Annotated in this window: 13 protein-coding genes; 3 read left to right on the plus strand and 10 right to left on the minus strand. The window is 63.3% G+C overall.

The genetic code is table 11. From position 1 onward, the window contains the following. Position 1 precedes the first annotated feature (1 nt). Entirely contained in the window at positions 2-2,158 is a 2,157-nt protein-coding gene (locus WS70_RS14835; RefSeq protein ID WP_203235987.1) for a glycosyltransferase family 2 protein, read from the plus strand. Between the two features lie 328 nt (positions 2,159-2,486). Beyond that, positions 2,487-3,410 (plus strand): glycosyltransferase family 2 protein, encoded by a 924-nt coding sequence (locus WS70_RS14840; RefSeq protein ID WP_082716050.1) that lies wholly within the window; start codon positions 2,487-2,489, stop codon positions 3,408-3,410. Positions 3,411-3,420: 10 nt separating this feature from the next. Here the strand turns inward: WS70_RS14840 and rfbD are convergent, their stop codons facing one another. Genes rfbD through rfbB form a run of 4 tightly spaced genes read right to left on the minus strand, consistent with a single transcriptional unit; the run spans position 3,421 to position 6,837 of the window. After that, on the minus strand, positions 3,421-4,338 hold the full coding sequence (gene rfbD / locus WS70_RS14845; RefSeq protein ID WP_226382772.1) for a dTDP-4-dehydrorhamnose reductase: 918 nt from the start codon (positions 4,336-4,338) through the stop codon (positions 3,421-3,423). Next, positions 4,335-4,886, minus strand: coding sequence for a dTDP-4-dehydrorhamnose 3,5-epimerase (gene rfbC / locus WS70_RS14850; protein ID WP_059470373.1), 552 nt, complete (start codon positions 4,884-4,886; stop codon positions 4,335-4,337). The genes rfbD and rfbC overlap by 4 nt, the downstream gene beginning before the upstream one ends. Continuing rightward, complete coding sequence (gene rfbA / locus WS70_RS14855) at positions 4,871-5,764, minus strand: glucose-1-phosphate thymidylyltransferase RfbA (protein ID WP_059470374.1); 894 nt, start codon at positions 5,762-5,764, stop codon at positions 4,871-4,873. Before rfbA ends, rfbC begins: the two co-directional genes overlap by 16 nt. A gap of 11 nt (positions 5,765-5,775) precedes the next feature. After that, the gene (rfbB, locus tag WS70_RS14860; RefSeq protein ID WP_059470375.1) at positions 5,776-6,837 is read right to left on the minus strand and encodes a dTDP-glucose 4,6-dehydratase; all 1,062 of its coding nucleotides are present in this window, start codon (positions 6,835-6,837) and stop codon (positions 5,776-5,778) included. Between the two features lie 377 nt (positions 6,838-7,214). Between rfbB and WS70_RS14865 the strand changes: the two genes are divergently transcribed. Further along, a complete protein-coding gene (locus WS70_RS14865; RefSeq protein WP_059470376.1) occupies positions 7,215-8,063 on the plus strand; it encodes a symmetrical bis(5'-nucleosyl)-tetraphosphatase in 849 nt (282 codons plus the stop codon). A 40-nt stretch (positions 8,064-8,103) separates the two neighbouring features. Here the strand turns inward: WS70_RS14865 and WS70_RS14870 are convergent, their stop codons facing one another. The 6 genes from WS70_RS14870 to WS70_RS14895 all read right to left on the minus strand — a co-directional run bounded on the left by WS70_RS14870 (position 8,104) and on the right by WS70_RS14895 (position 12,974). Then, complete coding sequence (locus WS70_RS14870; RefSeq protein WP_059470377.1) at positions 8,104-8,973, minus strand: lysophospholipid acyltransferase family protein; 870 nt, start codon at positions 8,971-8,973, stop codon at positions 8,104-8,106. A gap of 13 nt (positions 8,974-8,986) precedes the next feature. Further along, on the minus strand, positions 8,987-10,264 hold the full coding sequence (locus WS70_RS14875) for a dihydroorotase (RefSeq protein WP_059470378.1): 1,278 nt from the start codon (positions 10,262-10,264) through the stop codon (positions 8,987-8,989). Positions 10,265-10,343: 79 nt separating this feature from the next. Further along, the gene (locus tag WS70_RS14880; protein ID WP_010105896.1) at positions 10,344-11,375 is read right to left on the minus strand and encodes an aspartate carbamoyltransferase catalytic subunit; all 1,032 of its coding nucleotides are present in this window, start codon (positions 11,373-11,375) and stop codon (positions 10,344-10,346) included. A 78-nt stretch (positions 11,376-11,453) separates the two neighbouring features. Continuing rightward, positions 11,454-11,972 carry a bifunctional pyr operon transcriptional regulator/uracil phosphoribosyltransferase PyrR gene (gene pyrR / locus WS70_RS14885; protein ID WP_059597621.1) on the minus strand — a complete coding sequence of 173 codons (519 nt, stop codon included), beginning with the start codon at positions 11,970-11,972 and terminating at the stop codon, positions 11,454-11,456. Then, entirely contained in the window at positions 11,959-12,399 is a 441-nt protein-coding gene (gene ruvX / locus WS70_RS14890; RefSeq protein ID WP_059470380.1) for a Holliday junction resolvase RuvX, read from the minus strand. Before ruvX ends, pyrR begins: the two co-directional genes overlap by 14 nt. After that, positions 12,396-12,974 carry a YqgE/AlgH family protein gene (locus tag WS70_RS14895; protein WP_059470381.1) on the minus strand — a complete coding sequence of 193 codons (579 nt, stop codon included), beginning with the start codon at positions 12,972-12,974 and terminating at the stop codon, positions 12,396-12,398. The genes ruvX and WS70_RS14895 overlap by 4 nt, the downstream gene beginning before the upstream one ends. Positions 12,975-13,004: the final 30 nt, after the last annotated feature.

Raw genomic sequence — 13,004 nt, forward strand, 5'->3', positions numbered from 1 at the left:
CATGATTGACACTCCCCAACCGCCGACGCAATCCGGCACCGGGAACACTCCCGACAGCGACCTCGAACGTCAACTTGCCGACGCCGTCAAGCGAAACGAACTTCTGAACGAGCAGATGAAACAGTTGCACGCTCAAGTCAAGGACGGCGCCCTCGTACGAGCAGAGGCCGCAAGATTAAGAACCGATATCGACAAGATACGCAACTCGACGTCGTGGCGCGTCACCGCGCCCCTCCGACGCATCGGCCGGATCGCGCTTTCGATCAAGCTCGTCTTTCAGATCGCCTCCCGTCAGGTTGCGTTGCGCGGCGGCTATCTGAACGTCTTCCGCCACGGTCTCGCGACCTTTCGGCGCGAAGGCGTCCACGGCCTGCGCGCACGCCTGTCGCGACTGAGCAGCATTAGCGGTTTTGCGGACAGCTCATCATTGGACGAGCTCTATCACGCATGGATTGACCGATACGATACGCTTACCGAGCAGACACGGAATCAGGCCCTCGCCGAAATGGAGCACTTTCAAAGAGCTCCCCTGATCTCGATCGTCGTACCGACTTACAACAGCGACGCGCGTTTCCTGCAAGAGATGATCGAGTCGGTTCGATGTCAGCTATATCCACACTGGGAACTGTGCATCGCCGACGACGCTTCCACGTCAGAATCGGTGAAACAGATCCTTGAGGCGGCGAGCGACCAGGACGAACGAATCAAGGTCGTGTATCGAACCGAAAACGGACACATTTCCGCAGCAAGCAATAGCGCCCTTGCAATCGCGAACGGGGAGTTTGTCGCCCTGCTCGATCACGACGACATCCTGCCGGCCCACGCTTTGTTCATGGCGGTGAAATACATGAACAGATACCCGCGAGCCCGGATGTTCTATAGCGACGAGGACAAGCTCTCCGTCGACGGCAAGCGCTCCTCGCCGTACTTCAAGAGCGACTGGAATCCGCAGTTGTTTCTCGCTCAGAACATGTTCTCTCATTTCGGCATATATGAAACCGCGCTGGTACGTGAGGCGGGCGGATTCAGAAAGGGCCTCGAAGGCAGTCAGGACTACGATCTCGCACTTCGCTGCGTTGAATTGGCCGGGCACGACAGAGTCGTTCACATTCCGCACGTGCTTTACCACTGGCGAGTCGCCCCCGGCAGTACCGCGAACAGCGGAAGCGAGAAGCCTTATGCGCTGCTCGCCGCAATTCGCGCGCTTGAGGAGCACTTGGCGCGAACCCATACCCGAGCAACTGTCGAGCACCCGTGCGATCAGCATTCGACACTCCGGGTTCGGTACGCACTGCCTCAACCCGCGCCGAAAATTTCAATCATCATTCCGACCCGGGACGGGCTATCGCTGATCAAGCAATGCATCGACAGCATTCTCGCCAAAACAATCTATCCCGATTACGAAATCATCGTCATCGATAACGGCAGCGTAAAAACAGAAACACTGGTGTATTTTGAGTCGCTGAAGTCCGAACCGCGCATCCGCGTTATGCGCGACGACTCGCCATTCAATTACTCGGCACTGAACAATAGAGCCGCGGCCATCACGATAGGCGACTATCTCTGTCTCTTGAATAACGACATCGAGATCATATCGGCCGAGTGGCTGAATGAGCTTGTCGGTATTGCGTCTCAACCTGGAAACGGCGCCGTTGGGGCCGCGCTTTGGTACCCGAACGACACGCTACAGCACGGTGGCGTAGTCATTGGACTGGGTGGCGTGGCGGGCCACATGCACACGAAGCTTCCGCGCGGCAGCTTCGGCTATTTCTGCCGCGCTGCCGCCACCCAGAATCTGTCAGCGGTGACCGCTGCATGTCTGGTCATTCGAAAATCCATCTATATGGAAGTCGGTGGACTGGACGAGGAACTCTCGGTCGCATTCAACGATGTCGACTTTTGCTTGCGCGTTCGTGAAGCCGGCTATAGGAATGTCTGGACACCCTATGCCGAGCTGTATCATCACGAGTCGGCCACACGTGGCTCCGACATGGATCCGGACAAGTATCAGCGTTTCGTCGGCGAGGTGAGATGGATGGAGAAACGCTGGGGCGCTCACCTCGAGCTTGATCCAGCCTACAACCCCAATCTGACGTTAAGCGGACACGATGCGCCGTTCGCTTTCGCCGATCCGCCTCGAATCGGTATGCTGGACTGAAGGGCAGGCGCGGCGCTCGCCGTTTCACGCTTGCGTCTCGGCATTCCCCATCCACTCTCGGTTGCGAAAATCGAGCAGGATGCGCCCTTAGCGGCAACGCGGTGCCCCGAACGACTCCTGCCGGAGGATCACAAAAACGTTCGGGCCGTCTGCAGGCCGATACGGATACATACGAACGCCAGGTAGCCTGGGTGCAAGCGGACCCGGTTCCCGACCGGTCTGGCCGGAAAAGCCCGGCTGTATAATCAATCGACATCGCCAACCTGCGGAAACGCCGCATTCCGGAATTTCCGCGCGTCGCTAACACACTCACTCAGGCAACTCGATCTTGTCGCTTCGCTCCGACGCAATCGTCGTTACTTACGAACCCGATGTCACTGCGCTATCGAGCCTCATCTCGACCCTCTCGCCGCAGGTCAACAGGATAGTGATCGTCGATAACGGCTCGACCAATCTGAACGACTGGCATCACATTCTGCCGGCCACCAACATCCATGTGCTCGACCAAGGCGTCAACACCGGTATTGCCGCAGCCCTGAACACCGGGTTCCGGACGGTACGCGAGTTCGGCACGGCCGAATTCGCGGTGCTATTCGATCAGGATAGCTCGCCATCCAACACAATGGTTGACCAGCTCGAGCAACACCATGACGAGCTCGCACGGCAACATCGGCCGGTTGCGCAGATAGGTCCGTACTTTTTCGAACAGAACCGCGGTCATTACCTGCCATTTATCGAATTTGTGTATGGCATTCCGCGGCGCAAACATGCGCATGACGATGTGCGCTGGACCACTGCCGATTATCTGATCACGTCCGGCGCGCTTGTTCCGCTCCCGGCCTTTGATCAGGTCGGCATGCTCGACGAATCGCTCTTCATCGACTACGTCGATATCGAATGGGGATTGCGCGCGAAGGCGGCCGGCTTCCAGAGCTACGGCGTGTATGACGTTCGCATGCATCATGCAATCGGAGAAAAAGCCCTGAAGCTCGCCTCGCTTCGACTTGCGATGCACAAGCCGATTCGTCGGTACTACTATTATCGCAACGCGCTGTTGCTATGCCGCCGCCGGTACATCCCGATCGCCTGGAAGATTCACGAGATTGCCCGGCTTTCCGTCAAGTTCTGGATCTTCGCCCTGTTCTCCCGACATCGAGCTGCCGATGTCGGGATGATGATCAAGGGAATGCTCGACGGACTGCGCGGCCGTGGCGGCAAATACGATAACCGCCGCCGCGCAAACGCCCGCTGACAGCCGCTAATCAGCGCCCTGCCAAGCAGAGACCGAGCGCTTCTTTCCAATCGGGAGCACGCAAGCCGAACGCTTCTTGAAGCTTGTCCCCGGACATTCGCGAATTTGCCGGACGCGTCGCCGGCACCGGATACTCTGCCGTCGAAATCGGCAGCACGATCGGCCGCGTTTCTCCGCCCGCCAGTTCGAATATTGCCGACGCAAAACCGTGCCAAGACGTTGCCCCGCTCGCACTCAGGTGATAAACGCCGGATCGCTCGCTCCACCATTGCGTCACGTCTTGCGCCGAGTTCGCCTGAGCGACAACGTGCGAAGTCAATGTCGCGATCGTGTTGCTCCAGGTCGGGGCGCCAATCTGGTCGGACACCACCTTCAGCTCGCTTCGCTCCGTGCCGAGACGAAGCATTGTCAGCATGAAATTGCGTCCGCGCGCGCCATAGACCCAACTCGTGCGGAAAATCAGATGCGCCGCGCCGGACGCAGCGATTGCCGCTTCGCCCGCGAGTTTCGACTCGCCGTAGACATTCGCCGGACAAGCCGGATCAGTCTCGACGTACTCGCCGTTCTTGGTACCGTCGAATACGTAGTCGGTGGAGTAGTGAATCAAGGCCGCGCCCAATTTGCGTGCTTCCTCGGCCATTACACCCGGCGCCACGCCATTGATTGCCATCGCAAGATCGCGTTCTTGCTCCGCCTTGTCCACGGCTGTGTACGCAGCCGGATTGACAATCAGGGTCGGCCGTATCTCACGGATCACAGCGCGTATCGAATCAGGCAGTGAAAGATCGAGTGCGCTGCGATCGACGGCGAAAACCGTACCTAGCCCCTGAAGTGTACGCACGAGTTCAAATCCGACCTGGCCGTTGACGCCGGTCACCATGATGCGTTGCGGAATGCGGCCAGCGCCCATGTTGCGTGCTCCGCTCATGCGAAGACTTCCGCTTCGGTGAGACGCTTGCCCGCCGCATCCTTCGCGGCCAGCAGCGGCTCGAAGTCGATCGGCCATTCGATCCCGACTTCCGGATCGTTCCAGACGATGCTGCGCTCGTGCTCCGGGAACCAGTAGTCGGTCGTCTTGTAGAGGAATTGCGCGGCATCCGACAACACGACGAATCCATGCGCGAAGCCCGGCGGCACCCACAGCTGACGATGATTGTCGTTCGAAAGCACGACACCGACCCATTTGCCGAAATTCGGCGAACTCTTGCGAATATCAACCGCGACGTCGAAGACCTCCCCTTCCACGACGCGAACCAGCTTGCCCTGCGCATGTTGAATTTGGTAATGCAGCCCGCGCAGCACACCCTTCGAGGAGCGCGAATGGTTGTCCTGAACGAACTCGATACCGGGTTCCACCTGCTCGGCGAATTCACACGCATTGAAGCTCTCGTAGAAGAATCCGCGTGCATCACCGAATACTTTCGGCTCGATGAGCTTGACTTCGGGCAACGCCGTTGCCGTTACTTGGATGGCCATGCGACTTGATCCGTGAGAATGTTCTTGAGGTATTGTCCGTAGGCGTTCTTCGCGAGCGGCTGTGCCAGCTTGAGGACTTGCTCGGCATCGATCCAGTGTTTGCGGTACGCAATTTCCTCGGGACAGGCAACCACAAGCCCCTGCCGCTTCTGCAGCGTCGCGATGAAACTCGCGGCTTCGATAAGCGAATCGTGCGTGCCAGTGTCGAGCCATGCATAGCCGCGGCCCATGATTTCGACGTTGAGCGCACCTTCGTCGAGATAGCGCGAATTGACGTCGGTAATTTCCAGCTCGCCGCGCGGCGACGGCTTGATGTCCGCCGCGATGTCGCACACACGGTTGTCGTAGAAATACAGGCCCGTCACTGCGTAGTTCGAACGCGGCTTCGCAGGCTTCTCCTCGATCGACAGTGCGCGGAATCCCTTGTCGAACTCGACGACGCCGTAACGCTCCGGGTCGTGCACGTGATAAGCGAACACCGTTGCACCGGCCTCCTGCGCATGCGCCCGTTCGAGCTGCTTGGCGAGATCATGGCCGTAGAAGATGTTGTCGCCGAGAATCAGCGCCGACGAATCGTTGCCGACGAACTCCTTCCCGATGATGAACGCCTGCGCGAGGCCGTCTGGAGACGGCTGCACCGCATACTGGATGTTCATCCCCCACTGGCTGCCGTCACCGAGCATCGTTTCGAAGCGCGGCGTGTCCTGCGGGGTTGAGATGATCAGGACGTCGCGGATACCTGCCACCATCAGCGTCGACAGCGGATAGTAGATCATCGGCTTGTCGTACACGGGCAAAAGCTGCTTCGACACGACGTGCGTGATCGGGTACAACCGCGTGCCGGAACCACCGGCGAGAATGATGCCTTTACGTGCCATCGCGTCAATCCTCAAGCGCGCTGCGTGTAGTTGGTCTCGACCCAATTGCGGTACTCGCCCGACGCCACTTCGTCGGCCCAAACCTGATTGTCGAGATACCAATTGACCGTCTTTGCAAGGCCCGTTTCGAATGTCTCCGCCGGCTTCCAGCCCAGTTCGCGCTCGAGCTTGCGCGCGTCGATCGCATAACGGCGGTCGTGACCGGGACGATCCTTCACATAGGTGATCTGGTCGCGATATGAGCCAGCCGCCTTCGGCCGCGCTTCGTCGAGCAGATCGCACAGCGTATGCACGACGTCCAGGTTCTTCTTCTCGTTCCAGCCGCCGACGTTGTACGTCTCGCCCGGCGCGCCGCGCGCGAGCACCTCGCGAATCGCGCTGCAGTGATCGCCGACATACAACCAGTCGCGTACGTTCTGGCCGTCGCCGTAGACGGGCAGCGGCTTGCCGGCGAGCGCGTTCGCGATCATCAGCGGAATCAGCTTCTCGGGAAATTGATACGGACCGTAGTTGTTCGAACAGTTCGTCGTCAGCGTCGGCAAGCCGTACGTATGGTGATACGCGCGCACGAGATGATCGGAGCCCGCCTTCGTCGCCGAGTACGGGCTATTCGGCGCGTACGGCGTCGTCTCGGAGAACTGCGGATCGGTCGCCGACAGCGAGCCGAACACTTCGTCCGTCGATACGTGCAGGAAGCGGAACGCGGCCTTCGCGTCGGCATCGAGCCCGCTCCAGTACTGGCGCGCGGCCTCGAGCAGCGTGAAGGTGCCGACCACGTTCGTCTGCACGAAATCGGCCGGACCGTGAATCGAGCGATCGACGTGGCTTTCGGCTGCGAAGTGCAGGATCGCGCGCGGCTTGTGCTGCGCCAACAGCGCGTCGATTGCGGCGCGATCGCAGATGTCGACGCGCGCGAACACGTGCTTCGGATTCCCCTGCAACGACTTCAGCGTGCCGAGGTTGCCCGCGTACGTCAGTTTGTCGACGTTCAGCACCGCCTCGCCGGATTGCGCCAGCCAGTCAAGCACGAAGTTGGCGCCGATGAAACCGGCGCCGCCCGTTACCAAAATCATGGGATTCCTTTGCTGAAATTGGGAGTCGGTCAAACAACCGGCGTGATGTCAGCATGGCCGGCATGTTCGGGAGAATGCCGTTGGTCGCTCGAGTCTCGCCGCCGGTTGTGGCCGCGTGGCTCGATCGAACCATGCGCCCAAGTCGGCAGCGCACAGCTGCTGCCCCACAAGGCGGCAATTATACGGGCAAGGAAGTGAAAAAACATCCCTCTAACATCTTGAAACAGCTCGGGAAGTTTACTCGCAACGCAATATTTTCGAGAACGTTTCTACCGCAGCGATCGCCGGCGGCTTGAATTTTCTCCGTCGCCAATCGACTCGGATCGATGTGGTTTCTTGTGATACCGTGGACCCGATTTCGTCACGAATGCAAAGGAATGACAAATTTATCCAGCAGCCCGCCCCTCGCCTTCGGCGACCTCCAAGGCTGCCACGCCGCCTACCGGCAGCTCTTCGACAAGCTCTCTCCAGCGGCCGACACCCCACTCTGGTTTGCAGGCGACCTCGTCAACCGAGGCCCAGCGTCGCTCGCGACGCTGCGCGAGGTAGCCGCGCTCGGCGAACGCGCGATCACCGTGCTCGGCAATCACGATCTGCACCTGCTTTCGGTCGCGGCCGGCATCCGCACGCTGAAGCCGAGCGACACGATCGGCGAGATCCTCGACGCGCCCGACGCCGACGACCTGGTCGAATGGATGCGCCACCGGCCGTTCGCGCACTTCGAGCGCGGCATGCTGATGGTGCATGCAGGCGTGCTGCCGCAATGGGACGCGACGCTCGCGCTCGAGCTCGCCGACGAGCTGCAGCGCGCGCTGCGCGCGCCGAACTGGCACGACACGCTGCGCAATCTATACGGCAACGACCCCAATTGCTGGAGTCCGAATCTGAAGAAGGCGGACCGGCTGCGGGTCGCCTTCAATGCGTTCACGCGCATCCGCTTCTGCACGCCCGACGGCGCGATGGAGTTTCGGGCGAACGGCGGTCCCGCGTCCGCGCCCGCCGGCTATCTGCCGTGGTTCGACGTGCCGGGACGAAAAACCGCCGACGTCACGATCGTATTCGGCCACTGGGCCGCATTGGGACTGATGCTGCGCGACAACCTGGTCGCGCTGGATTCGGGATGCGTATGGGGCAATCGGCTGTCGGCCGTGCGGCTCGCCGACGACCCGGCCGCGCGCCAAGTCACGCAAGTCGCGTGCGAGCGCTGCGGCGCAGCGGACGAATAGCCGGACTGGCAGCGCCGCCGCGCGACCGCGGTCGCCGCGCTTACCCTTCGCGGCGCGGCACCGCGTCGACGCCGATCTCCGGGTCGGCCATGCCTTCGGATTCGCCGGCCGGCTCGGCGGGCGCCGGGTACGCGGCCGCCGCGAGCCGCGCGAGATCCGCGTCGAACGGCCGCTCGACGGCGCGCTGCATCTGCGCGAGCGCGTCCGCGACCGCGGCGCGCGCGAGTGCGGCCATCTCGCGCCGGTCGCCCGTCGCAACGATCGGCGCGCATACAAATAGATGCGCGGTGAGCGGCCCGCTGTTCAACACCCTATCGAGCGACTGGCCGAGCGACAGATCGCCGACGTACGCAGGCGCGACCGACTGGCGGCCGCGCGCGTCCTCGTACATCAGGCAGATCGGCTGCACCGCGCAGCCCGCCGACACCACCGCCTGGAACATGTTCGAATGGAACGGCAGCAGCCCGAGACCATCCGATGTCGTGCCTTCCGGAAACACGCACATCAGCTCGCCCTGGCCGAGGCGATCGGACAGCTCGTGCATGATCCGCTTCGCCTCGCTGCGCTTCTCGCGCTGGATGAACACGGTTCCCAGGCGCTCGGCGAGCCAGCCGACAACGGGCCATGCACGCACCTCGGCCTTCGACACGAACGGCGTCGGACGCCATGCGTTGATCACGTAGATGTCGAGCCACGACACGTGGTTGCCGACGACAAGCACGCTCGCATCGAGTCGCGCCGCGTCGTTGTGCACGACGAGCCGCATCCCGCAAAGCTGCAGCATCTTCACGGTCCAGCGCCGCGTGATCTCCTGGCGGCGCTCCGGGGTCGCGCGCTTGAATCGCAGCGCGATGATCGCCATCCCGCGCAGCAGATGCAGGACGAGGCGCGCCTTGCGTAGGGGTCTCATGATGTGGCTCGCGTCAGCGGCGCTCGAACGCGACCTGGCCCGCGACGAGCGTCGCGCCTACCTGTGCGGGCAGCTCGTAGCCGAGGAACGGCGTATTGTGGCCCTGGCTTTTCAGCGCACGCGGCTCGACGCGCCAGTGCGCATTCGGATCGAACACGCACAGGTCGGCCGGCGCGCCTTCGTCGACGCGGCCGGCGGGCAGCTTCAGCACGCCTGCGGGTGCCGAGCTGATTTTCGCGAGTGCGCGCACAAGCGGCACGCCCGCCTCCTGCGCCCACTTCACGGTCAGCGACAGCAACAGCTCGAGCCCCGTCGAGCCCGGCGTCGCCTCGGCGAACGGCAGCAGCTTCTCGTCGTCGTCGACGGGCGTGTGATCCGAACAGATCGCGTCGATCGTGCCGTCGGCGAGCGCGGCGCGGATCGCTTCGCGGTCGCGCTCGGTGCGCAGCGGCGGATCGAGGCGGAACTGCGCGTCGAAGTAGCCGATGTCGACGTCGATCAGATGCAGGTGGTTCGCGCCGACGTCGCAGGTCACGGGCAGGCCCTCGGCCTTCGCCGCGCGCACGAGCGCGACGCCCGCCGCCGATGACAGCCGCGCGATGTGCACGCGCGAGCCCGTCACGCGCATCAGCTCGAAGAGCGTGTGCAGCGCGATCGTCTCGGCCGCGACCGGCACGCCCGACAGGCCGAGCCGCGACGCAACGGGCCCGCTCGCCGCGACGCCGCCCTTCGCGAGAAACGCGTCGACGGGCCGAAGCCACACGGTGTAGCCGTAGGTGCTCGCGTACTGCAGCGCGCGCAGCAGCACCTGCGTGTCGGAGACAGGTACGTCCGCCTGCGTGAAGCCGATGCAGCCCGCCTCGGTCAGCTCGACCATCTCGGTGATGATCTGCCCTTTCAGCCCGACCGTCAACGCGCCGAGCGGATACACGTGCGCCTGATGCAGATTGTGCGCGCGGAACTTCAGCATCTCGACGAGGCCCGGCTCATCGAGCACGGGATCGGTGTCGGGCGGGCAGACGAGGCTCGTCACGCCGCCCGCGACCGCCGCGGCCATTTCCGATTCGAGCGTCGCCTTGTGCTCGTAGCCCGGCTCGCGCAGCCGCGCCGACAAGTCGACGAAGCCCGGTGCGACGATCATTCCGGTCGCGTCGATCGTCTTCGCCGCGTTGAAATCGGCCGGCATCGCGCCGATCGCGGCCACCTTGCCGGCGGCGACAAACACGTCGGCCTGCCGTTCCGTGCCGGCCGCCGGATCGATGAGCGTGCCGCCTTTGATATGAATCTTCATGCGCTGTCTGTTGATGCGTTGAATGCGTTGATTTCGTCGAGTTCGATGCGCGCGCGGGTGTCCCGCGGCGCCGCGCACGTCAGTCGTTCGTGCCGGCGACGATCCCCATCACGGCCATCCGCACCGCGATGCCGAACGTCACCTGGTTCAGGATCACCGATTGCGGGCCGTCGGCCACCTGCGAGTCGATCTCGACGCCGCGGTTCATCGGCCCCGGATGCATCACGATCGCGTCGGGCGCGGCGAGCGCGAGGCGCTCGGGCGTCAAGCCCCAGCTCTTGAAGTATTCCTGCGCGGACGGCAGGAGCGCGCCGCTCATCCGCTCGTTCTGCAAACGCAGCATGATGATCACGTCGACGTCCTTGAGGCCCTCGTCGAGGTTGTGGAACACGCGCACGCCCATCTGCTCGAGACCGCCCGGCAGCAGCGTGCGCGGGCCGATCGCGCGCACTTCCGGCACGCCGAGCGTCGTCAGCGCATGGATGTCCGAACGCGCGACGCGCGAATGCAGGATGTCGCCGACGATCGCGACGCGCAGCTTCGTGAAGTCGCGCTTGTAGTGGCGGATCGTGTACATGTCGAGGAGGCCCTGCGTCGGGTGCGCATGACGGCCGTCGCCCGCGTTGATCACGTGCACGTGCGGCGCGCAGTGCTCGGCGATCAGGTACGGCGCGCCGCTCGACGCGTGACGCACGACGAAGAGGTCGGCATGCATCGCCGACAGGTTGTTGATCGTGTCGAGCAGCGACTCGCCCTTGCTCGTCGACGATGCGTTGATGTTCAAGTTGATCACGTCGGCGGACAGCCGCTTCGCGGCGATCTCGAACGTCGTGCGCGTGCGCGTCGAGTTCTCGAAGAACAGATTGAACACCGACTTGCCGCGCAGAAGCGGCACCTTCTTCACTTCGCGGTCGGTCACGCTGACGAACTGCTCGGCGGTGTCGAGAATCTGGTTGACGATCGCGCGGGGCAAGCCCTCGATCGACAGCAGATGCTTGAGCTCGCCGTTCTTCGTGAGCTGCGGATTGCCCTTCAGGAAGCCGTAGCGAAAGCGCTCGGCGGGCGCGGCCGCGGCGGGATTGCCGGTGCGGCCGGAGGTGTCGGTCGTCATGATGTGCGTGATTCCAACGTGTTGCCAAACGGCGCCCGGAGCGCGATGCGCGCGGGCGGCCGGAATGCGTCGCGCGCGTCAGCCGGCGCGCGCCTCGGTGCGAAGCGTGAATTGTCCCGCGTCGGTGCGCTCGAGCACGAGCGTCGCGTCGGCGTCGACGTCGAGCGCGCCGCCGACGAAGCGCGCCGCGATTGGCAGCTCGCGCCCGCCTCGATCGGCGAGCACCGCGAGCTCGACGGCGGCGGGCCGCCCGTAGTCGTACAGCTCGTTGAGTGCTGCGCGCACCGTGCGTCCGGTGTACAGCACGTCGTCGACGAGGACGATGTGCCGCCCTTCGACTTCGAACGGCAGCGACGTCGGGCTCGCCTGGCTGTGCAGCCCCTTCTTCGCGTAATCGTCGCGATGCAGCGCAACGTTGACGACGCCGAAGTCCGGCGCGTTCAGGTCGCGCGCGAGGCGCTCGGCGAGCCATGCGCCGCCGCTGCGGATGCCGGCCAGCACGGGGCCGCCGGATTCGGCGAACGCGGTTTCGCCATAGGCGCCGCGAATCTGGTCGAGCAGGACGCGGTAAAGCGCCTCGGCGTCAATTGAACTCATGATGATCGGGCAGTTCGTCGAGGTATTGTTGAAGGATGATGCGGGCGGCTTCGGCATCGACACGATCCGCGCCGCTGCCGTGCGCGCGCAGATCCGCGCGTGCTTCGACCGACGAGTAGCGTTCGTCGACCCAGCTCACCGGCAGGTTGAAGCGGCCGTTCAGCTGATTGCCGAAGCGCTTCGCCTGCTGCGTCATTTCGTGCGGCGCGCCGTCCGGATGAAGCGGCAGGCCGACGACGAGCGCATCCGGCTTCCATTCGGCGATCAGCTCGCCGACTGCCTTGAAGCGGTGCTCGCGATTCAGATTGGGAACGATGACGAGCGCGCGGGCCGTGCGGGTCAGCAGATTGCCGACGGCCACGCCGATGCGCTTCTCGCCGTAGTCGAACGCCAGGAGCGTCGCGTCGCGCGAAAGCGCTGCGCTCATGCGTGCCCTGCCTCGCCCGATAGCATCGACGAGCTCACGCCGAGCAGCCCGAGCGCCGCTTCGAAGCGCTCTTCGGCGGGCGTGTCGAACACGATCCGCGGATCGGCGGCAACCGTGAGCCAGCCGTTCTTCGAAATCTCTTCCTCGAGCTGCCCCGCGCCCCAGCCGGCATGGCCGAGCGTCAGCAGGAAACGCTTCGGGCCCGCGCCCGTCGCGACCGCCTCGAGCACGTCCTTCGACGTCGTCATCTCGAGCCCGCCTTCGACCGTCATCGACGAGTTGTACGAACTGCCCTCGACGGGCTCGTGCAACACGAAGCCGCGCTCGGTCTGCACCGGGCCGCCGAAGTAAACGGGGATGTGCAGGAGCGGCTCGATCTCGAGCTTCAGATCGATGCGGTTGAACAGCGACTCGAGATCAATGTCGGTCGGGCGATTGATGACGAGGCCGAGCGCGCCGCGCTCGCTGTGATCGCAAAGATAGACCACCGTTCCTGAAAACGTCGGATCCGCCATGTTCGGCATGGCGATCAGGAACTGGTTGGTAAGGTTGATGCGATCGGAACTCTTTGGCATGGTTTGAATTTTAGCAAAGACCTCGCGACG

Source organism: Burkholderia mayonis (genome assembly GCF_001523745.2).
Lineage (GTDB): Bacteria > Pseudomonadota > Gammaproteobacteria > Burkholderiales > Burkholderiaceae > Burkholderia > Burkholderia mayonis.